21 protein-coding genes are annotated in these 22,403 nt (G+C 45.0%); 8 read left to right on the top strand and 13 right to left on the bottom strand.

The window, feature by feature from the left end; translation table 11 throughout:
* Positions 1-8: 8 nt before the first annotated feature.
* On the top strand, positions 9-1,574 hold the full coding sequence (locus tag H0S56_RS01150) for a sensor histidine kinase (protein ID WP_004732491.1): 1,566 nt from the start codon (positions 9-11) through the stop codon (positions 1,572-1,574).
* 14 nt (positions 1,575-1,588) lie between these two features.
* On the top strand, positions 1,589-3,013 hold the full coding sequence (locus H0S56_RS01145) for a sigma-54-dependent transcriptional regulator (RefSeq protein WP_195725472.1): 1,425 nt from the start codon (positions 1,589-1,591) through the stop codon (positions 3,011-3,013).
* Here H0S56_RS01145 and H0S56_RS01140 read toward each other — a convergent pair whose 3' ends face one another.
* The 4 genes from H0S56_RS01140 to lptF form a co-directional block, all read right to left on the bottom strand.
* On the bottom strand, positions 3,014-4,186 hold the full coding sequence (locus H0S56_RS01140; RefSeq protein WP_195725471.1) for a S41 family peptidase: 1,173 nt from the start codon (positions 4,184-4,186) through the stop codon (positions 3,014-3,016).
* A gap of 30 nt (positions 4,187-4,216) precedes the next feature.
* Entirely contained in the window at positions 4,217-5,764 is a 1,548-nt protein-coding gene (gene gpmI / locus H0S56_RS01135) for a 2,3-bisphosphoglycerate-independent phosphoglycerate mutase (RefSeq protein ID WP_195725470.1), read from the bottom strand.
* A 124-nt stretch (positions 5,765-5,888) separates the two neighbouring features.
* On the bottom strand, positions 5,889-6,959 hold the full coding sequence (gene lptG / locus H0S56_RS01130) for an LPS export ABC transporter permease LptG (RefSeq protein WP_195725469.1): 1,071 nt from the start codon (positions 6,957-6,959) through the stop codon (positions 5,889-5,891).
* 2 nt (positions 6,960-6,961) lie between these two features.
* Entirely contained in the window at positions 6,962-8,062 is a 1,101-nt protein-coding gene (lptF, locus tag H0S56_RS01125; protein WP_004281053.1) for an LPS export ABC transporter permease LptF, read from the bottom strand.
* 156 nt (positions 8,063-8,218) lie between these two features.
* Here lptF and H0S56_RS01120 point away from each other — a divergent pair, with 156 nt between their 5' ends.
* The 3 genes from H0S56_RS01120 to blhA are packed head-to-tail and all read left to right on the top strand — an operon-like array spanning position 8,219 to position 10,723.
* Entirely contained in the window at positions 8,219-9,667 is a 1,449-nt protein-coding gene (locus H0S56_RS01120) for a leucyl aminopeptidase (RefSeq protein WP_004281052.1), read from the top strand.
* Entirely contained in the window at positions 9,660-10,067 is a 408-nt protein-coding gene (locus H0S56_RS01115; protein ID WP_195725468.1) for a DNA polymerase III subunit chi, read from the top strand. The genes H0S56_RS01120 and H0S56_RS01115 overlap by 8 nt, the downstream gene beginning before the upstream one ends.
* Positions 10,068-10,093: 26 nt before the next feature.
* On the top strand, positions 10,094-10,723 hold the full coding sequence (blhA, locus tag H0S56_RS01110) for a cell division protein BlhA (protein ID WP_195725467.1): 630 nt from the start codon (positions 10,094-10,096) through the stop codon (positions 10,721-10,723).
* A gap of 61 nt (positions 10,724-10,784) precedes the next feature.
* Here the strand turns inward: blhA and H0S56_RS01105 are convergent, their stop codons facing one another.
* The 7 genes from H0S56_RS01105 to glnK all read right to left on the bottom strand — a co-directional run bounded on the left by H0S56_RS01105 (position 10,785) and on the right by glnK (position 16,917).
* The gene (locus tag H0S56_RS01105; RefSeq protein WP_195725466.1) at positions 10,785-11,330 is read right to left on the bottom strand and encodes a VTT domain-containing protein; all 546 of its coding nucleotides are present in this window, start codon (positions 11,328-11,330) and stop codon (positions 10,785-10,787) included.
* 109 nt (positions 11,331-11,439) lie between these two features.
* Entirely contained in the window at positions 11,440-12,099 is a 660-nt protein-coding gene (locus H0S56_RS01100) for a riboflavin synthase (RefSeq protein WP_195725465.1), read from the bottom strand.
* Between the two features lie 22 nt (positions 12,100-12,121).
* Positions 12,122-13,414, bottom strand: a complete 1,293-nt coding sequence (locus H0S56_RS01095; RefSeq protein WP_004644908.1) for a DNA adenine methylase — start codon at positions 13,412-13,414, stop codon at positions 12,122-12,124.
* Positions 13,411-14,499, bottom strand: a complete 1,089-nt coding sequence (gene ribD, locus H0S56_RS01090; protein WP_195725464.1) for a bifunctional diaminohydroxyphosphoribosylaminopyrimidine deaminase/5-amino-6-(5-phosphoribosylamino)uracil reductase RibD — start codon at positions 14,497-14,499, stop codon at positions 13,411-13,413. Before ribD ends, H0S56_RS01095 begins: the two co-directional genes overlap by 4 nt.
* 2 nt (positions 14,500-14,501) lie before the next feature.
* A complete protein-coding gene (nrdR, locus tag H0S56_RS01085) occupies positions 14,502-14,966 on the bottom strand; it encodes a transcriptional regulator NrdR (protein ID WP_004281044.1) in 465 nt (154 codons plus the stop codon).
* A 140-nt stretch (positions 14,967-15,106) separates the two neighbouring features.
* Positions 15,107-16,519: an ammonium transporter gene (locus tag H0S56_RS01080; RefSeq protein ID WP_195725463.1), complete on the bottom strand. Its 1,413-nt coding sequence runs from the start codon at positions 16,517-16,519 to the stop codon at positions 15,107-15,109.
* Positions 16,520-16,578: 59 nt separating this feature from the next.
* Positions 16,579-16,917 (bottom strand): P-II family nitrogen regulator, encoded by a 339-nt coding sequence (glnK, locus tag H0S56_RS01075; protein WP_004281042.1) that lies wholly within the window; start codon positions 16,915-16,917, stop codon positions 16,579-16,581.
* A gap of 277 nt (positions 16,918-17,194) precedes the next feature.
* Here glnK and H0S56_RS01070 point away from each other — a divergent pair, with 277 nt between their 5' ends.
* Together H0S56_RS01070 and H0S56_RS01065 are read left to right on the top strand one after the other, a co-directional pair.
* Complete coding sequence (locus H0S56_RS01070; protein ID WP_004281041.1) at positions 17,195-17,422, top strand: accessory factor UbiK family protein; 228 nt, start codon at positions 17,195-17,197, stop codon at positions 17,420-17,422.
* 66 nt (positions 17,423-17,488) lie between these two features.
* The gene (locus tag H0S56_RS01065; protein ID WP_195725462.1) at positions 17,489-18,979 is read left to right on the top strand and encodes a YifB family Mg chelatase-like AAA ATPase; all 1,491 of its coding nucleotides are present in this window, start codon (positions 17,489-17,491) and stop codon (positions 18,977-18,979) included.
* Between the two features lie 46 nt (positions 18,980-19,025).
* Here the strand turns inward: H0S56_RS01065 and H0S56_RS01060 are convergent, their stop codons facing one another.
* Positions 19,026-19,760 carry a TorF family putative porin gene (locus tag H0S56_RS01060; protein WP_180037303.1) on the bottom strand — a complete coding sequence of 245 codons (735 nt, stop codon included), beginning with the start codon at positions 19,758-19,760 and terminating at the stop codon, positions 19,026-19,028.
* 597 nt (positions 19,761-20,357) lie between these two features.
* Between H0S56_RS01060 and H0S56_RS01055 the strand changes: the two genes are divergently transcribed.
* Entirely contained in the window at positions 20,358-21,677 is a 1,320-nt protein-coding gene (locus H0S56_RS01055) for an OprD family outer membrane porin (RefSeq protein WP_195725461.1), read from the top strand.
* A 96-nt stretch (positions 21,678-21,773) separates the two neighbouring features.
* On the opposite strand, the gene ppa is transcribed toward H0S56_RS01055, so the two are convergent.
* Positions 21,774-22,310, bottom strand: coding sequence for an inorganic diphosphatase (ppa, locus tag H0S56_RS01050; protein WP_004281037.1), 537 nt, complete (start codon positions 22,308-22,310; stop codon positions 21,774-21,776).
* Positions 22,311-22,403 lie beyond the last annotated feature (93 nt).

The raw sequence follows: 22,403 nt of genomic DNA, 5'->3' as shown, positions 1-22,403 counted from the left end.
CGGTGCATATGGCACAACAAAAAAACTATGCTGAACTGAATCAATACCATCTCGGTATCTGGTACAGCGCTTATCGTCTGCTGATCAGTACCGGTTTGTTGCTGATTTTTATGCTGACCTACCCCGAACTCACCACCGATTATCAATACCCGCAGCTGTATTATTATGCACTGGGAATCGGGGTTGCGATCAATACCGTACAGCTGTTTGTGCTGAAATGGATCAGACGCTTGATCCAGCCGCAGCTGATTATGATTTTCTTTAGCGATGTCTGCGTTTTAAGTTTGCTGACTTTGGCGAGCGACGGTCCTAATCTGCAAATTGGGCTGCTGTTTGTGATTACTATCTTTTCTGCATCTTTATTATTAGATGCAAAAAAGGCCTTGGTCGTCACCCTCATTGCAGTCATTAGTGTTATTTATCAGCATTTTATCGGCAGTATTTTTGCGTTTTCTTCACTCAGCAATATCAGTAATAGCGCCCTGCTGGCCTTTTTGTTTTTTGTGGTTTATGGCACTGGACAAATTGCCGTGCGCCGTTTTCAGATTCTGGAAAATTTGAATTTTTCTCAATCGCTGGAACTGCATCGCTTACAGAATATTAACCGCTATATTCTGGAACAGATTGAAACCGGTTATCTGGTTCTGGATGAAAACTATCATGTGGTACTCAGTAATCCTGCCGCCTGTAATCTTCTTGGAATTGAGTCCAAATACGGCCATGAGAAATTTACTTTATCTCAATCACAGCCAGATTTATTTGAACTGATCCATTTTGAAACGCTAGAAAATGGTGAGCGCTTTCAGTTTGAATCCCAGCAAAGTCGCTATAATATTCATGTGCAGGTGCAAAAACTGATTGTGCCACATCAGACTCTAATGCTACTGGTGTTACAGGATGCCAAAAAACTGAATCAGCAGGTGCAGCAACTTAAACTTGCTGCACTGGGTCAACTCTCAGCCAGTATTGCCCATGAAATTCGTAACCCCTTGGCGGCCATTGTGCAGGCCAATGATTTGTATCTGGACTCAGAAACTGAACAGCAACAGCTACTCCAGCAGATGATTGGCCGACAGGCGACCCGGATTGACCGGATTATTCAGGACACGCTGAATATGGTCAAAAATAAAGAAACCCACCCGATACCGATTCATCTCAATGAATTTATCCCGTTATTTATCCAGGAAGATCTGGCCGATATTCGCGATCAGATTCAATTTAATATTGATATCCCGCTAGTGATTCAGTTTGATGAAGCACAATTCCGGCAAATCCTGATTAATCTGATTCGTAATGCCATTCGTCACAATTCAGCAGATGCAGCCTATATTCAGCTGAATGTGCATCCTTATGAACATCGGGTCTGGATTGATGTACGGGATTTTGGCTCTGGCGTAGCCGTACATGATCAAGCTCTATTGTTCAAACCCTTTTTTAGCACATCGATTAGTGGTACCGGATTAGGATTGTATTTATCACATAGTTTTTGCGAAGCAAATCAGGCACAATTAAACTATATACAACAAGAACAGGGCGCATGCTTTCGCATCAGCTGTCAACGTATTACGCTTTAAAGGGGTCAAGGAAGATGAATGGGGAACAACAACCACTGGTGCTTTTGGTGGATGATGAGGAAGATTTGTGTACCCTCATGCAAATGTCATTGCTGCGCATGGGAATTCGTACGCACATTGCCCACCGTTTGGAAGATGCTAAAAAATGCCTTGCCAATCATCAATATGATGCCTGTCTGACTGACCTAAACCTGCCCGATGGCAATGGTTTGGAGTTACTGGACTGGATTGGCAGCCTCTATCCGGCACTTCCGGTCGCAGTTCTGACCGCCTATGGCAACATGGAAATCGCCATTGCTGCGCTCAAAGCCGGGGCCTTTGATTTTGTCAGCAAACCGATCAATCAGAAACATCTGGAACAACTCTTACAAAAAGCCCTGAATAAACCGGTGGATTATTCGCATAATAATCCAAATGAAGCGCTTGAACATAAAATGCTGATTGGACAATCCCTGCCGATCCAGCAACTACGTATTACCTTACAAAAAATTGCCCGCTCACAAGCCCCGGTTTTTATCACTGGTGAATCAGGCACAGGTAAGGAAGTCGTGGCCAATCTGGTCCATCGCCTGAGTAACCGCAATGAAGGTCCTTTTATTGCGATTAACTGTGGTGCCATTCCGACTGAGTTGATGGAAAGCGAACTGTTTGGGCATAAGAAAGGCAGCTTTACCGGCGCTGCTCAGGACAAACAGGGACTGATTCAATCTGCCCATGGTGGCAGTCTGTTTCTGGATGAAATTGCAGAATTACCGCTTTCTATGCAGGTCAAATTGTTACGTGCCGTACAGGAAAAACGTATTCGTCCACTCGGTTCAGATACCGAAATTGATGTGGATTTCCGCGTGATCAGTGCCACCCATCAGTATCTGGAAGCCTTGGTGCAACAAGGCAAATTCCGTCAGGATTTATATTTTCGCATTCATGTAATGGATCTGACTTTACCGCCATTGCGTGAACGCGGCCAAGATATTCTGTTATTGGCCGAACACTTTATTCAGAAGATTTGCCAGGAATGGGGAATTCCTAATAAAAAACTGACCGAACGCAGCAAAGAGTTCTTATTGGGACAATATTATCCAGGTAATGTACGTGAATTGCGTAATATTATGGAACGCGCGATTACTTTAAGTGATGAAGAGCGGATTGATCTTCAGCATTTGCAGAGTGCACCGCTGCGTCAGGCGCTAAACAGCCCTCAGGAGATGAATACGCTCACCAGCGAGATCATTGCGACCGAAACCCTGATTGCACCTAAAAAGCTGCCTGAAGAGGGTTTAGAGCTGTTTTTGGAAAAGGTCGAGAAAGAAATTTTACTCAATGCGCTGAATCTGACCCACTGGAACCGGACACTGGCCGCCAAAAAACTCGGCATGTCGTTCCGTTCCCTGCGCTATCGCTTGAAAAAGTTCGGACTGGATACCGAAGAAGATGAATAATTATTTTTGCAGGAGCAGTAAATCTGTAACATGTTCCAGATAGCTCTCCTCACGCATTTCCTGCTTAAACGGATAGTTGAAATGCGGCTGTATGCCCCGCCCTTCAATCATCTGGCCACTTGGGCTAAAGTATTGCGATACCGTCATCTGTAAAGCCGAACCATTGCTTAAAGGAAAAAGTTTCTGTACTACGCCTTTGCCATAGCTCTTTTCTCCGACCACCCAGGCACGGTTATGTTCTTTCAGGGCTGCTGTAAACACTTCTGCTGCAGAAGCCGAGCGGTTATTAATCAATACCCCAACTTTCAGATTCTGAAACTCAAAACTCGGCAAGGCCTGAAATTGCTGATTACCTTCAGCGCGGCTTTTGGTCGACACAATTACGCCCTGATTCAAAAATAAATCGGCAGATTCAACTGCAGCCGAGAGTAAGCCACCGGGATTATTGCGTAAATCAAATAGCACGGCTTTTAAGCGCTTGTCGGCATAGCTTTCGATTAGACGTTTGATTTCATTGGCAGTATCTTGCTGAAAAACTTTGACCTGTAAAACCAGCACCTGGTTATTGTGCAAGCTCGATTTAATTTCGGTATCCAGCTTGGTATTGCGGACCAGACGAACGGTCGGACTTTGCGGGGAAAGCTGGATCATGAGCGTAGAGCCAACTGCTCCACTCAATAACTGCCGGACTTGTTCCTGATTCAGGCTACTTAAGACCTGATCGTCAATTTTATAAACCGTGACGCCATTTCGCAGTCCCTGCTTGGCTGAATCTGCATCGGCACTCAGTCCTTGAACCACCCATTGCTTCAACCGCGGGTCAAATTGCAGATCAAAATCAATGCTGGCCAGATCACCTTCGGTATATTCACGCAGCTGCTTATAATCTTCAGGCGACAAATAACGGGAATAGCGGTCTAAGCCACTGACCAGACCCTGAATGGCCTGCTGGAATAAGGCATCGTCATTTTTATCTTGAATATAATTGTCTTTTACGATGCCATAAATTTGTACGAATTCTTGAATGGATGCCACAGGAATTTCGGAATAGACCTGCCCATCCATTTCCATATCATCGAATGCCGGCTCATTTGAACCCGCACCCCAAGCTGAATGACTCAAACACATCAGTAAGCATGGTATTACAACAGACTTCCAGCGTGTTCTTGCCATTCTTTGACCTTTTTAGAATTTTATCGAAAATTATGCATCAAGCTGAATCAGGTTACGACCTTGCATTTCAGCAGGTACCGGAACTTGCATCAGACTTAATAAAGTCGGTGCTACATCTGCCAATACACCGCCTTCTGCAATCGTGGCCTGAGTTGGGCCGACATAAATAAACGGAACCAATTCAGTGGTATGCTGAGTATGTACCTGACCACTGTGATAGTCCTGCATCTGCTCTACGTTACCATGATCGGCAGTCACAATCATATGACCTTTTTGCGCCATCACGGCTTCGTAAACCCGGCCCAAACAGGTATCAACCGCTTCTACTGCTTTCACCGCAGCATCGAATACGCCAGTATGACCAACCATATCCCCATTGGCAAAGTTCACGACCAGCAGGTCAAATTCACCTGAATTGATCGCAGCCACCAGCTCATCAGTCACTTCATAAGCACTCATTTCCGGTTTGAGGTCATAAGTGGCTACGTTTGGCGATGGAATCAGGATACGTTTTTCACCCGGATATTCATCTTCACGGCCGCCGCTGAAGAAGAAGGTCACATGCGCATACTTTTCTGTTTCCGCGATACGCAGCTGGGTTTTACCCAGGTTAGAGAGGTATTCGCCAATCGAGTTGACCAATGCTTCAGGCATATACGCCACAGGTGCATCAATCGTGGCTTGATAACGCGTCAACATGACAAATCTCGCCAGATTTGGCACGACTTTGCGCTCGAAACCAGTAAAGTCTTTTTCTACAAATACGCGAGTCAATTCACGGGCACGATCGGCACGGAAGTTCATGAATACAACGCTGTCGCCATCCTGGATTTTTGCCAGCTCGCCAATACGGGTGGCTTTAACAAATTCGTCAGACTCATCTGCGGCATAGGCTTGTTCGAGACCTTCAACTGCGCTGGTAGCCGTACGAACTGCTTCACCTTCAGTCAACAAGCGATAGGCCTGTTCAACACGATCCCAACGGTTGTCACGATCCATGGCAAAATAACGGCCAATCATGGTCGCAATACGACCTTGACCTGGATATTGCGCGAATAAGGCATCAAGTTTTTCTAAAGAAGGCTGTGCGCTTTTAGGCGGCGTATCACGACCATCCAGAAAAGCATGTAAATAGACTTGCACACCACGTTTTAGGGCCAGTTCAGCCATTGCCACGATATGGTCTTCATGTGAATGCACACCGCCTTCAGACAAAAGGCCAAGCAAATGTACTGCCCCACCTGAAGCTTTGGCTTTCTCCACCGCATCGACCAGCACTTCATGTTCAAAGAAGTCACCAGTACGAATGTCTTTGGTAATTCGGGTAAAGTCCTGATACAGCACACGACCTGCGCCGAGGTTCATATGTCCGACTTCAGAGTTACCCATCTGGCCATCTGGCAGGCCGACATCTTCACCTGAACCCGAGATCAAACCATGCGGATGCTTGTCCTGTATCGCAGTTAAATTTGGTCGTTTAGCTGCTAAAAACGCATTGTCTTCGACCGCTTCGCGATGACCCACACCATCCATAATCACCAAAACGTGAGGGATTTTGCCAGCAGTTGCATCCGTCATAATGAAATACTCTGTTCGTCTACGAATTAATCGCTCTATTTTAGCGAAGTTTATAAAAAGAGGCCATGACCCGTATATGGTTTAAGCCTCTCATGATGATTGATTTGTTCTATTTTCCTGTGCCTTAGCGCGCCCGATGCAGCAAGTATCCGCCGATGCCGAACATGATCAGAATCGGAATAAACACGAACCAGGCCGGAGATGGTGCATAAATCAGACTGGCATAGCCGAGGAAATCCTGCAGATAGAAGAAACCTAGTCCGGCAAATAAGGCAATCACCAGACGGAAACCCATGGATTGCTGACGCAACGGCCCGAAGATAAATGAACAGGCAATCACTACTAGTGCAATCAGGGCAAAAGGCGAACCAAGTTTTTGCCAGAAGGCCAGCTGATAGGTTTTCGGTACCTGGCTGTATTCATGCATATAGCTCATAAAGCTCACTAGTTGGCTAGGCGATAAATCTTCAGGATCAATCGTCACCATATGTACATATTTGGGCTGTAATGCTAGCGCTAAAGGTTGCTGTTGCTGCTTAACCAGTGTGGCATTACCATTTTGGAGAATATCGAACTGCTCTGTGTTGTCCAGCGTCCAGGAACCATCTTTAACAAATTGCCCCTGATCTGCCTGCAAGGTACCGCGCAAACGATAGTTCTGGTCAAAGTCCAGCATCTGCACATTTTTCAGCTGGCCTTGCGAGTTAGCATAATCGACATAAATAAAGCGCTGCCCTTCCCGAGTCCAGTAACCACGAACTTCACCGAGCTGAGCGGCTTTACTGGCACTTTTTACGCTTTTGGCCTGTTCATTGGTATAAGGAATGACCCACTCGCTCAGGGCAAATGACAACACCACCAACAACAGTGCTGAACGGATCACCCACCCGACAATACGCCATAAGCTCACGCCGACCGAACGCATCACAATCAGCTCACTATTCGAGGCTAATGTACCAAGACCTAAAACTGCACCAATCAGTGCAGAAATCGGCAGGATTTCATATAAATAATTTGGTGCGCCCCAAAGCACATATTTCAAGGCATCCCAGGCACCATAACCATCTTTGAGCGAACCAAGCTCACCCAGATAAGTAAATAATACCTGTAAACCCGCCAATACCGCGGTTGCACCCAGCATCGCCAGCGCAGTGGTTTGGGTCACATGTTTTGCAACTATACGACGTGCCAACATTGTTAAGACCTCACTCGCTGAATCTGTTTCTTGATTTTCGGGCCTAATTTCTGTTTACGCGAGAACAAGGCACCCGCAATTGCATAGGCAATCAGAATCAATGGATAGGCCCAAATGCCCATTTCTTCTTTACTGATCCGCGTCTTCACTGCCATCAGGGCCACAATCAGACTGGCAAAAATCATGAGGGCAGGAAATAACTTGAGATATCGACCCTGTCGTGGACTCACTTCAGACAAGGCCACAGCCAGAATCAGGGCAATCAGAATCGCAAAAGGAACAAACACCCGCCAGCCCAACTCACTGGCCACCACAGGATCCTGACGGTTCTGCCACAATTGCGAGGTCGGTAAGGCCTCAACTTCAGTACTGGCAAATTGTGCTTCTTCATCGCTTTCTAAACGCAGACGATAGCTTTCAAATTCAGCTTGGGTATATTGCGGTGTGCCCGGATAGATCTCATAACGGCGTCCATTAACCAGATCGACCACATTGGCAGCATCATTCGGTACTTCAATTCGGGTGGCTTCCTGCGCCAGAATCATCACATCCGGTTTGCCTTCTTTTTCCGCACGCTGATAAAAGAAAATATCTTTTAAATTTTTACGGTCTTCTGACAGGTCACCGGCATAAATGGTATAGGGCCCAGAGGAGATAAATTCTTTCGGTCGCACCAGGTCAAAGCCGGTACGTACCGCCTGACTGGTGGTCAGGGCTTCAAACTGGCGAATGCCCCACGGCGCAGCCCACAGCATCAATCCGGCCTGAGCAATCAAAAACACCAGGGTCATCGGCACCAGTAGACGCGCCAATTGATGCCGACTGACGCCACTGCCATTCATCACGGCCATTTCATGGTCGACATATAAACGGCCAAACACCAGCATCAGTCCAATAAAGAAACCGAGCGGAAGAATCAGGGTCAAGAATTCAGGCAAACGGTAGCCAATAATGCTAAATAAAATGCCTGCATCCAGACGGCCTTGCGCCGCGACACCAAAATACTTGATCAGTCGACCGCCCATCATGATCAAGGTCAATAAGGCAATCACCACCAAGGATGTCGAGACAACTTGCTTGACCAGATAACGCCGAATAATCAAATTAATTCTTCCAAAATAAGGTCCATAAAACGAGTGCTAGTTTACCCGAATAGCAAAAATATAAAACCTAGGCCGCCCTGCCCATTGAAAATCTATTCGGATAAATGTTTCAATGACTGAATGATTTACCCATCTAGACAGGCGTGAAAACAGAATATGAAACTTACAATTAATACGTCATTCCCAGAGAATGGATCAAGTCAATCTTTGTTGATTTTAGTTGACTCAGAACAACTTCAGAATACAACCGCAACCTATCAAATCAATAATTTAGACACATTAATTGAAGCCTCTCAATTCAAGGCAGCGTTGGCGGAAAGCCTGAGCCTGATTGGTCAGGTGAGCCAGTCCAGCCATGCAGCACTAATTGGTTTAGGCAAGGTCGCTGAACTGCAACCGGCAAAACTTGCAAAAATCGCGCAAACTATTATTCAAGTCACTCAAAAAAAATTCAAACAGATTTCTGTAGATCTGACACAACTTCCACAAGAATTCCATTATCTGTTTGCGCTCTTCCTGACTCAGGCCAGCTATGGTTATGATGAATATAAATCCAAGAAGAATGAATTTGTGCTCGAGCAGATCGACCTGATTGCCACTCATAGCGTCTTAACCACCGAACAGTTGCAACTGGTACAAGCAGTGCAAAGCGGACAAAATCTGGCACGTGACCTGGGCAACCGTCCGGGCAATATCTGTTTCCCTGAATATCTTGCAGAACAGGCGGTGGCTTTGGCGGCTGAATATCCAGACCTACTTAAAGTCACAGTGCTGGATGAACAGCAAATGGCAGATTTAGGCATGGGCGCCTTCCTTGCGGTAAGTAAAGGTTCAGAGCGTCCTGGTCGGATTATCAGCATGGAATATCAGTCAGAGCGTAGCGAAGCACCGGTAGTCTTGGTGGGTAAAGGCATTACGTTTGATACCGGCGGTATTTCCCTTAAACCAGGTGCAGGCATGGACGAGATGAAATACGACATGTGCGGTGCAGCTTCTGTACTCGGTACAATGCGTGCATTGTGCGAAGCCCGCTTACCTCTACATGTGGTGGGAACCATCGCTGCAGCAGAAAACATGCCTTCAGGTAAAGCCACCCGTCCTGGTGATATCGTAACGACCATGAGCGGTCAGACGGTTGAAATCCTGAATACCGATGCCGAAGGTCGTTTGGTCCTATGTGATACCTTGACCTATGTAAAACGTTTTAATCCTGCTTTGGTGATTGATATTGCGACCTTAACCGGTGCCTGTGTGGTCGCTTTGGGTTCAGTACTAACGGGTCTGTTCACGCCAGATGATAAACTGGCAGCAGAACTAGAAGCTGCCGGCCAGCATTCCTTTGACCGGGTATGGCGTATGCCGGTACTGGAAGACTATCAGGAACAACTGGATTCACCATTTGCCGACATTGGCAATATCGGTGGTCCAAAAGCTGGTTCTGTGACTGCAGCCTGCTTCCTGCAACGTTTTACCCGTGAATATCGCTGGGCACATCTGGATGTTGCAGGTACGGCATGGAACTCAGGTACCAATAAAGGTGCAACCGGCCGTCCAGTTCCATTATTGATGCAATTCCTGACGAGTCGCGTTCAAAGCAATGGCTAAAGTCAGCTTTTATTTATTTGAAAAAAGCCCTGAACGACAAGTGGACAGCACTTGTCGTTTATGCCGTAAGATTCTGCGCCAGCCGGCGCGAATCTGGTTATTGTGTGCCGATACAGATTTGCAACAGCAGCTGGATGAACGCCTGTGGAGTTTTGATCCCGCGAGTTTTATTCCGCATGGTATTGACCAGCCTCAGGCGACGGTCTGTATTTCGGCAACACTGCCGGAACAGTCCGACTGGATTATTTTCAATTTTAATCCGGAAGCACTTGAACCTTACACAAAATTTAGTCACATTATTGAGATCATTGAAAACCATGAAACGGCTAAACAGCTGGGTCGTAAAAAATTCAAGCAATATCGTCGTTTAGGTATTGAACCGGACACCCATAAGCTTTAACCGATATCATCCACAAGGAGAGGCACGTGGCATTAAATGTAGGTCCCGATTTTAAACAGCGCTGGTTAAATGTGCCGGAAGCTGTACGTCAGACCTTTATCGATGACCTCTCTCGGATCTGCGATATTTTGAAACCAGAAACGTCTTTGGAAGAATGGCAGAGTCGCGACCAGCGCTTACAGCAAGAATCTGAACGCAAGATTGAAGCTGCCTATGCACAGCGCAAGGCCGAATTAATTGAAGAAGCCCGTATTCGCAAACAGCTCGCGCTTGAAAAAGCCTTGGCCGAGAAACGTGCTGAAGAACAGGCCTATCAAGAACAGCTACGTCATGAGGAACAGCGTGAATTTAGCGAACAGAGTCAGGTGCTTGCTGAAATAAATACACATCTAGAGGCTGAAGTGCAGCACTATGTCGCACGTTATGCAAAAAATCCTGAGACGACTTTTGATTTTGCCAGAGGTCGCATCCAAATTGAGGATCAGAGCATTTTATCCGAATTAGAAAGTGTGCGTTTACGTCTGGAACTTGAGGCAGAAACCGTGATTGAACAGACCGTGAATGCACTTCGTGAAAAAATGCGTGCGGCAGCCAAAGAAGAAATCGAGTATATGCTGAAAAATTCTGAATTTTCTGATCAGCCACGCAATATTTAAATGATCCTTTCACATTAAAAAAGCCCGAAAATTCGGGCTTTTTTATCTTCTATGTCGCATCTTACAAAAAATCTGCCAGCATAAAGGCAGCATTTCCGAGCAGATAGCCAATGCTTAATAAAGTGCCAATCCAGAGGATGCCACCCGCAATATTATAAAAGCTGAATGTGGCAAAGCTCATATGCGCTGAACCGGCAGCAAAAGGGCCAAATGAGCGGACAAAGGGAATAAAACGTGCGATTAAAATAGTTTTACCGCCATGTTTCATAAAATAGTGGTTGGTTTTCACCATATATTCCGGCTTAAAATAGCGTGAATGTTGATTGAAATATTTTAAGCCAAGAACTTTTCCGGTGTAATAATTCACGCTATAGCCCAGCACCGAGGCAGTGAATAACAACAGCCCCATCGAATGCAAGGCCACCAGGTCGCTGCTGGCGCACAAAGCTCCCACAGCCAGCAATAGACTGTCACCCGGCAGGAAAAAGAAAAATACAGAACCGGTTTCTGCAAAAATCACCAGAAACAGGATTGCATAAATCCATACCCCATATTGATCGAGCAATAGCGGCAATGACTGTTCCAAGTTCAGTAAAAAATCGAGCATTCGACCCGTCCACCCAGGCAATATTTGCAAGTTGAACTGCTGATTATCCCGAAAAATAAAAAAACAGTCTAATTTTTCAATCAGACTGTTCAGTAAATCAACATTTCTCTTATTTTAAGAAACCATTTTCAGCCAGGAAATCCATGCTGATTTTTGATTGCTCAGTAGTTTCAGCGGCTTTATCACCCAGTAATAAACGTTCAATATAACGTGCCAATACATCCACTTCCAGATTGACCTTGCTACCGACTTTCCAGGTACCTATATTGGTCCGTTCAGCGGTATGCGGAATCAGGTTCAGACTGATCACACTGCCACGCAAATGATTAATCGTCAGGCTAATACCATCAACTGTAACCGAGCCTTTTTCTGCCAGATATTTGGCAATTTCGGCCGGTGCAGTGACTTCATAATAAATCGAACGTGCATCTTCACGAACCAGCGTGATCTCGCCGACTGCATCGACATGACCTGACACAATATGACCGCCAAAACGCGTCGTCGGCAACATGGCTTTTTCAACATTGACAGGTTGACCGACTTTCCAGGTGCCGAGCGTGGTCCGGTTCAAGCTTTCACGGGAAACATCAGCCGCATACCAATTCTCGCCCCAGTCGATCACGGTCAGGCAGATGCCGTTGGTCGCAATAGAATCACCCAGATGTACATCGGACATGTCCAGATCAGTCTGGATGCGTAAACGTACATCACCACCAACGCTTTGCAGACTTTCGACTTTGCCGAGGCTTTCGATAATACCTGTAAACATTTTTATTTCCTTTTCAATTCTTTTACCAGAGGGCCAACTGGGTACTAACGCCGGTCGTATCCACACCACCCAATTCTGCATAATGATGCAGCTGGCTGAGTAATTGACGGATCGGTGGACCTGACTTGGCGTGGGTATCGGTAATCACAATAAATTCCAGCACGCGGGCACGTTCAGACTGGCGCTGTTTGCTAACACGATAACGCGGCACATCCTGGGTTAGCAAGGTCACCCGGCCACGTTTCAGATTGGCCTGTAACAAATCGGTAGCGCTGATATTACCGTCAGTTGAATAACTGGTCAGAATGAAACGTGCATTGATGGTGGCCAACAGGCTCTCGTAAGCTTCTTTGGCATATTTAGAGGAATTGTACTGGCTCGGACGCTCTTTGCGCCATGCCCGGTCAATCCCGCTCTTAAAGCCCTTGGTATCCGGAGTCGGTAAATCGGCCTGATCCCATAAGGTGAGCGCATTCAGCACATGATAATTACTGCTATAAGCATGCTGATTATACGGTGGATCCAGATAAGCTACATCTACTTCAAAGCCGCTCATCTGGTTGGCCAGATGCTGGGCATCGACACACCACATTTCTGCGGCCATTCCCTTTTTCTGATCCGACTCGCAAAAACGGCTTGGAGTCAGCCACAGCAATGATTCAATCCGTTCCAGCGCAGTTTGGGTTTTCCCGCCCCAGCCATGATGAAAGCTTTTGAAAACGCCTGAAGTATTGCTGACAAAACTGGCGGAATACAGCAAGGGTGCCAGCAAGGCAGACATTTCCACATCATCAATTGCACCTTGTGCCTGCCAGGCTGCAATCTGCTGACGGATGGCATCAATACGCATGCCGTTACGACGTTTAAAGAACAAACGATCACGGGCTGGATCATAAATTTCATCATTACGCGGACACAGGTTATGCGTCACCCAGCCTTTAACTTCCGGCAGACGGTTCAGATAATCAATCGCTTTCTGATAGCCACCGAGTTCTTTAAATGCCGGTGCTTCAGTACAGGCCAGTACCGCATGATTCAGCGCATGGCTATACGGCTCCCAGTCATTGGCAATAACACGATAGCCATTCTGACGGGCCAAACGCGAGACCACGCCTGAACCTGCAAAAAAGTCAGCAAAAATCGGCGCACGACCATCAGCACGGTTCAGAGTTCCCGTACTTTCCAACGCTTCCAGAATTAAATGCAGTAAACGGCGTTTATTGCCCAGATAAGGAACCAGCTGATGGAAAAGATATTCATCGGTGGTACGTGCCGCATGGCGACGTTTATGATAAACCGTAGACTCTGAACTCATAGTGTCTCTTGAAAAGGAATTAGCCTGAAGCGCACGTCATCACCTAAGCGAGTTACATCGCACAGCTTAAATCGGAGTTGTTCGGCCATATGGCTAAATTCTGCATTAAACATGGTACGCGCAGACTGACCCAATAGGGTCGGTGCAACGTAACTGATCAGTTCATCAACCAATTTTTGTTGTAAAAATGCCGTAGATAAGGTCGCCCCTGCTTCCACCAGGACATCATAAATCTGATGCTGCTGAACCAGTTGCTTTAATAATTCTGCTAAAGGCTGTACCGGCAAGTGTAGCACACCCAGGTCTGCAAGCTCTTGACGAAATGGCCCCATGACCATCACTGTTTCAGGTTGCACTAAAATTTTTGCGTTGAGTGGTAAACGCCCCTGACGGTCCAGAATAATCCGTTTCGGTTGCACCACAGTCTTGATATCTTCAAGGCCATCCAGTTGACGCACATTCAGTTCACAGTCATCCGCAAGAACCGTATCAATCCCGGTAATCACTGCGCCTGAAATCGCACGCCAGTGCTGTACATCCTGACGTGCTTCCACACCGGTAATCCATTTTGATTCACCCGATGCCATTGCGGTACGGCCATCCAGGCTTGAGGCAATTTTTAAACGCACATAAGGCATGCCAGTCGCCATGGCTTTCAGGAAACCTTGATTCAGCTCATGCGCTTCATCTTCACAGATGCCAACGTCTACCTCAATGCCCGCATCTTTCAGGATCTGTACGCCCTTTCCGGCCACTAGCGGATTGGGATCAGGACAGGCCACGACAACTTTAGCCACACCTGCTTCCACCAGACCTTTGGCACAAGGCGGTGTCCGGCCATAATGCGCACAAGGTTCTAGAGTCACATAAGCGGTTGCACCACGTGCCTGTTCACCGGCCTGACGCAGCGCAAAGACTTCAGCATGTGGCTGGCCGGCTTGGGGATGAAAGCCTTCACCAATCACGATGCCATCTTTAACAATGACACAGCCGACATTCGGATTCGGTTTGGTGGAATATTGCCCCTGACGTGCCAATTCAATGGCCCGGCGCATCCAGATTTGATCTTGATTCAGTTCAGCCATGCTTATTCTTGTAATTCTCGTTGTTGCATCTGTTCAATCTGATGACGAAAAGCTTCGACATCCTGAAAATCCTGATAGACCGAAGCAAAACGCACATAGGCAACATGATCCAGAGCAAATAAAGACTGCATCACGATTTCACCGATGGTACGTGATTTCACATCACGCTCACCCAGACGGCGAATCTGTAGCTGAATATCGCTCAGCACTGTTTCAATCTGCTCCTGGGTCACCGGGCGTTTTTGCAAGGCATGCATCAGGGAACGGCGTAATTTGGCTTCATCGAAAGGTTCATTTTTGCCATCCGACTTGATGACGCGCGGCATCACCACTTCATAGCTTTCAAAGGTAGTGAAGCGTTCATTACAACTGACACATTCACGGCGACGACGAATCTGACAGCCTTCAGCTGCCAGGCGTGAATCAATCACTTTACTGTCTGCAGTATTGCAAAATGGGCAATGCATAGCGGTTTAATTGAACAAATCCAGATGGATTCCGAGTGTAGCAAAAATTACAAACTTTGTAGAGTTTTACGCAACATATAGAAAAAAAACAGCCCATTCGGGCTGTTTTACACTATATATTGATTATGGTGGATTTATTATTATTCGACACGTTCGCCATGTTGGCTTAAATCCAGACCCATACGCTCATCATCAGATGCTACACGGATTCCAATGATCAAGTCGATGACTTTCAGGATAATGAAGGTCATGATCGCAGAGTAAGCAATTGTCGCCAGTACACCTTCCACTTGCACCCAAAGCTGATGCATGACATTTGCAGGAGCATTGTCCCCCATGATGAATTCGCTGGCAAAGAACGCGGTTAAAATCGCGCCGACAATACCACCTACACCATGCAAACCAAAAGCATCTAAAGAGTCATCGGCTTTCAATGCACGTTTCAGTGCAGTAATCCCCCAGAAACACACCACACCACCGATCAGACCCATCGCCAATGCACCGCCTACAGTCACAAAACCTGCAGCTGGAGTAATGACCACCAGACCAGCAACTGCACCCGATACGCCGCCCAGTACAGAAGCTTTACCACGTGCCAGTTTTTCAGTGATTAACCAGGAGATGGCTGCTGCCGCTGCTGCGACTTGAGTCACGATCAAGGCATAGCCTGCAGAACCGTTGGCACCTAATGCAGAACCACCGTTGAAACCGAACCAGCCTACCCAGAGCAAAGATGCACCAACTACTGTAAGCGTCAGGTTATGCGGTGCCATAGATTCACGACCCAAACCCATACGTTTGCCCAGCATATATGCCGCTACCAGACCGGCAACACCCGAGTTGATATGTACAACCGTACCACCGGCAAAATCAAGCGCGCCGTCGTTACCTAACCAGCCACCACCCCATACCCAGTGGGTAATTGGTGCATAAACAATCACCACCCAAAGTGCGATAAAAGCAACGAAAGCACCAAATTTCATACGCTCTGCAATCGAACCGCTGATGATGGCAACCGTAATGATGGCAAAAGTCATTTGGAAAATCACAAACAGGATTTCAGGAATCGTGCCTGAAAGCGCCTCTGTGGTAATACCGGCCAGCATGAATTTATCCAGGCCACCTATAAAGGCATTGCCTTCACCGAAAGCTAGGGTATAACCAATAATCACCCAAGCAATACTGACCACCGCCGCAGCAATAAAGCTATGTGCCATCGTCGCCAGAACGTTTTTCTTGCGGACCATACCGCCATAAAATAGCGCCAAGCCAGGAATGGTCATGAGTAAAACTAGAGCGGTAGAGGTTAAAACCCAGGCGGTATCGCCGGTATCTAGCGTTGGTTCTTCTTCTGCAGGCGCTGCAGCTTCAACTGGCGCTACTTCAGCAATTGCTGCTATCGTGTCTGTTGTTGTATTTGTTGTATCGCCTGCTTCTTCAACAAGCACAATTTCTTCTGTCGGTGCTGTTGCTGTTGCAGCTTCTTCAGCCCATGCAACAGAACCACCAAAAAGAGCGCCGGCCATGCCGAACGCGAGTAGCATTTTTTTCATTCGTATCCCCCAACCAAGTTTTTGTGAGTTATTAGGTACTCAGCAAACTTCGTGCCAAGTTAGACAGCGTCTGCACCTGTTTCACCTGTACGAATACGGATGACTTGTTCTAAGTTGGTCACGAAAATTTTTCCGTCACCGATTTTTCCAGTGCTCGCCACACGAGTAATAGATTCAATCACCGCGTCTACCATTTCATCGCTAATCGCGATTTCAATTTTGACTTTCGGCAAGAAATCTACAACGTATTCAGCACCACGATAGAGTTCAGTGTGGCCTTTTTGACGACCAAAGCCTTTCACTTCAGTTACAGTGATGCCTTGAACACCAATTTCAGACAATGCTTCGCGAACATCGTCTAATTTAAAAGGTTTTACAATTGCAGTTACGAGCTTCATGTTTGTTTTCCTTCGGCTTATTTCACCAGTAAGGTTTTACGTTCAAATTTCATGCCAAGATTCCTAAGGTCGGGGGAAATTAGAAAGCCCGGCATGTGGTTTATTTATACCTTATTTTATACGGATAAAGGCTTTGAATCTTCAAAAAATAGACATTTTTTATGTGGATTTTTACAATATCTTTAATCGAATAAGTCTATATTTTGTCTGAAATACTATAGTCTGCATTTTAGCAATGCTAAACTGTCGGTTCCTTTCTACGGCGATGGATCAGACAATGATTGAAACTTTATTACAAGCAATTTTGCAGCAAGTCGAACAACCCAAGAAAGATTTGGAACATAATATCCGTGCCCTGTTAAATGAAGCTGTGGCGAAAATGGATTTGGTGTCTAAAGAAGAAATAGAACGTCAGCGTACTGCCCTAAATAATGCCAATCATCGCCTGAATGATTTGCTCAAACAGGTGGAAGCATTAGAAGAGAAAATTTCGAACAAAAAATAAGCACAACTACAGTGCACAAAAGACACCAGAACTATAAAAATAACGCACCAAATTGGAACAATAATAATGTCTTTTGCCAAAATTTATACGCGAGGCTTGCTAGGCCTGCATGCGCCTTTAATTGAAGTCGAAGTTCATGTGAGTTCGGGCATGCCTTCGCTCACTATAGTGGGGCTTCCCGAAGCGGCGGTACGTGAAAGTAAAGACCGGGTACGCTCTGCCATTTTGAATAGCGGCTTTCAATTTCCGACCAAACGTCTGACCATTAATCTGGCCCCTGCAGATTTACCAAAAGATGGCTCACGTCTGGATTTACCGATTGCTTTAGGCATTTTAGTGGCTTCAGGCCAGCTGCCTGAAAATTGCACCGAGCATCTGGAGTTTATTGGCGAGTTGGCCCTCGATGGTCAATTACGTCCTGTCAGCGGCACCTTAAGTATCGCCATTGCCTGTCAAGGTGACCAGCATCAACTGATTTTACCTGGCCCAAATGCACAGGAAGCCTGTCAGCTCCCAGACTTTAAAGTCTTTGCAGCCAATCATTTAAAAGAAGTGTGTGAACATCTTTCCCAAGCGCAGCGTTTGCCGCAAATAGAAGCCAGCCCACTCGCTACAGATCATTTCTATAAGTTTGATCTTGCGGATGTAAAAGGACAATTACGACCACGGCGTGCTTTAGAAATTGCCGCGGCAGGTGGTCATTCCCTGCTGTTTCGAGGTCCACCCGGAACAGGAAAAACTTTACTGGCTTCTCGATTGGCCAGCATTTTACCGCCCTTAAAGACGGAGGAAAATCTGGAAGTCGCCAGTATTTATTCGGTGGCGAATGCCAATCACCCTTTTGGGCAACGGCCGTTTCGGGCACCGCATCATACTGCTTCTGCTGTAGCACTGGTTGGTGGCGGCTCACACCCTAAACCAGGAGAGATTACCCTGGCACATTTAGGGGTTTTATTTCTGGACGAGCTACCAGAATTCGACCGTAAAGTATTGGAAGTTCTACGTCAGCCTTTAGAAGCGAAGGAAATTGTCATTTCCCGAGCATCACGCCAAATTACTTTTCCGGCCAATTTCCAATTAGTGGCTGCCATGAATCCCTGCCCGTGTGGTTATGCCTTTAATCAGGATATCCGCTGCCAATGTTCACCGGAAAGTATTAAACGCTATCAGAACCGGATTTCAGGCCCGTTGCTGGATCGGATTGATTTACAGATTGATGTGCCGCCATTACAGGCACATGAGTTACAGGATAATAGACCTACAGAAAACTCGGAAACGATTAGACAACGCGTCATTGCAGCCTATGAAATTCAGATGCAACGGCAAAATACCTTGAATATGAGTCTGAGTCCAAAACAGCTAGAGCAATATGCCACATTAGATCATTCAGCTCAGCATATGCTTGAACTGGCTCAGCAAAAACTGAATTTATCAGCACGTGGCTATCATCGGGTCTTGCGTGTTGCACGCACCATTGCGGATTTGAATCAAAGTCCAGATATTCAAAGTCAGCATCTTTCGGAAGCCCTGTCTTATCGCGGGCAGCAGCAGATTTAGATCATTAAAAAAGGCGACCTAAGGTCGCCTTTTTATCTAAAGAGAATTAGAAGCTATAACCGAGTCCGAATACAACTTTATTCTTTTGTTTTTCATCAAAACGGTCATAACCACCCAAGATATAATTCATGCTTGCAGTTACACCTGTGTCACCAAGTGGCTTACTTAAACCGATGTCAAAATGACGGAAACCAAAGCTTTCCGTAGTTCCTTCAATAAAGTCACCTGATTTTTCATAAGCATATAAGCCTAAAGCTGTATCCAAGCTAAAATCTTGTGGTAAAGCATAGCTATAAGTGGCTTTTAAATAGGTATCACCCGCATTGCCCCAAGTGGTATCTTCAAGAAGAGTTTGTGCTGTAACACCCAAATCTTTATAGCTCATACCCAATAACAGCTCAAATCCATCAGAATTGACATCAGATTCATAATAATAATAGTAGGTCGTACCGATCGTTAAACCTAAGTCATCATTGACTGCATGGCTATAGCCAGCATAGAAGTTATTTTCGAAAGCATCACGTCCTTCTTCAGACAAAGTGTAATCTAGCGTAGATCCCCACCAACCTGCATAGAAGCCAGACGCATGGTTATAATCAAGTCCACCTTGTAAGGTAGCGCCGCTATTTTCAGGAATGTTAGTAATACCACGCAGGTTATAGCTTGAGAGTACGCTGATATTTCCAGATACCGTATGTTCAGCAACAGGTTCTTCAGCAAAAGTAAAAGAAGATACAGCGCCCAATAAAGCAAGAGATAATACTTTTAATGTTAATTTCATTGTGTGGCTCCCCCAGATCGTCTGAGACGTTTTTATGATCATTGATTAAACTCAAGCTCCAAATTTGCAAGAGCTATGCCAATCTGGATAAAAGGAACCAAAATAATAAATCTAAAAATACAAATAAAATTTAAATCATTGTTTTTAATTTAAAATTTAAATTATAAAAAACTGAATTATCTAGGCTTTCTTTTAAATAAATGTATTTAAGGCTATTTCATCACTTTTTTAATACTTATACATAATCATTTACAATTTGCCCCATTTTGATTCCATTTTTGTAATGATTAAAATTTGTGCTAAAAAATAGTGCGTAATTTTTGATCATATTTTTCTCCCGTTTCAAAATAAATAAGCTGATCACATTCATTTCACCACTTTAGAAATATCATTTATAATTTCCAATAAAATTATTTTTTTACTCACTTTTTACCGATAGGTTAGAAATTAATCACCTCAAATCCTTGCTATTGTTTAATTTGAGTTAAAAAAATCTAAACTTTAGTGGAATATATCCAATAAAAAATGACATTTTTTCAGCAATTCTTATACAATTCCTAAAAAATTCCGATCAATTTGTATAAGGCTCTCTTCCCAATGCAAAATTCAAAAAAATTAACATTAGCAGTTTTGATTCAAGCTGCTTTGGTTTCTACCGCTTTCGCTAGCGAGCAAAGTGAATCGAAAGGTTTTGTAGAAGATGCTGAAGGTTCTGTACTTTTCCGTACCGGCTATTTGCACCGTGACAAGAAAAATAACGTACCAGATACGAGCTCATTTGCACAAACTGCGATTGTTAAACTAGACTCTGGCTTTACTCAAGGTACTGTAGGCTTTGGTGCTGGTATTATTGGTGATGCTTCATTTAAATTGGGTGAAAATGGTCATACTGGCAATGATATGATCCCAGTCCACCCTCAAAATAATGCTGATGGTACTAAAGATGCTTATGACCACTGGACTCGTGGCGGTGCATATGTGAAGGCTCGTGTATCAAATACGACTGCGACTTATGGTACTCAGGTTTTAGATTTACCTGTACTTGCAAGCAATACTGCGCGTTTAGTGCCTGAATACTATACTGGCGTATTGGTTCAAAGTAACGAAATTGAAAACTTAAACCTGATTGCTGGTAAATTCACAGAAAATCAGCTTTCCAACCAAATCAATTCCGATGGTGCAAAACTGGATCGTGCAGTGGTTTGGGGCGCGAAATATAAATTCAATGATGCAGTTAATGCTTCTTATTATGGTACAGACATTAAAGACCGTTTAGACCGCCACTATGTTAATGCTAACTATAGCTATGCATTGGCGGATAAAAGCACATTAACTCATGATTTCAGTGGTTACCATACAAAATGGGATAAAGAAGCAAATCCATATCTTTATTCTCAAATCGGCTCACCAGACGATTCATTCGATAATACTATTTTAGCTTTATCTACAACTTATAATCATGGTCCACATAATGTCATGCTTGCTTACCAGCAAAACTTTGGCAACACTGGCTATGATTATGGTTTGGGTACGGGCGTAGGTGATGGCAAACAATCGATTTACATGCCGAATTCATACCTGTCTGACTTTATTGGTAATGACGAAAAATCAGCGCAACTTCAATATACATTTGACTTTGGTGCTGTAAATGTTCCTGGATTATCTTGGACATCTGCTTTTGTTTATGGTTGGGATATTAAAGCTACTAACAATGCAGGTACTATGATCAGTGATAATGAGCATGAGCGCGAATTCTTTAACCAAGTGAAATATACTGTTCAGTCTGGTTTTGCGAAAGATGCAAGCTTACGTCTTCGTCATTCTTACTACCGTGCAAGTGATGATTATCAATCTAACTACATTGGTGACACTAATGAATGGCGTATCTGGCTAGACATTCCTGTGAAATTATTCTAATTCATACGAATTTCAAGCCATAAAAAAACCTGCACATTGTGCAGGTTTTTTTTATTCCAGGCTTTAAAAAGTTAAAACCTGGACAACAAAAAGCAATTATTTGTTTGCTTCTGCATAAGCTGCAATTGAATCCAGTACTTCTTGTTTCGCAACATCAGCACCTTCCCAACCACTGAGTTTCACCCATTTGCCTGGCTCAAGATCTTTGTAGTGCTGGAAGAAATGTTCGATCTGGCTGATCAACAAAGGCGGAAGATCAGTATATTCCTGAACATCTTTGTAGATTGGGGTCAGTTTGTCATGTGGAACTGCAACCAGTTTCGCATCAACACCACCGTCATCTTCCATGTTCAATTTACCGACAGGACGGCAACGAATGACTGAACCTGGCTCTACTGGATGAGGCGTTACAACCAGTACGTCTAATGGGTCACCATCAAGCGATAGTGTGTTTGGTACATAACCGTAGTTTGCTGGGTAGAACATTGCTGTACCCATGAAACGGTCTACAAATAACGCATCAGAATCTTTATCGATTTCGTATTTGATTGGTGCTGCATTTGCAGGAATTTCGATGATCACATAGATATCGTTTGGCGCATCTTTACCCGCTGGGATATTGCTGTAGCTCATAGCATCACTCTTTAACAAGTTATATCTTTTAAAAAACCGCGACAATTATAACGGTTTTTAAAGATTTTTTTGGATTTTAAAATATCGAACTGT

The sequence above is a fragment of the Acinetobacter lwoffii genome, from assembly GCF_015602705.1.
GTDB lineage: Bacteria > Pseudomonadota > Gammaproteobacteria > Pseudomonadales > Moraxellaceae > Acinetobacter > Acinetobacter lwoffii_E.
The sequence above is the reverse complement of the archived record's forward strand: the minus strand, read 5'-3'. Positions and strand labels throughout refer to the sequence as shown.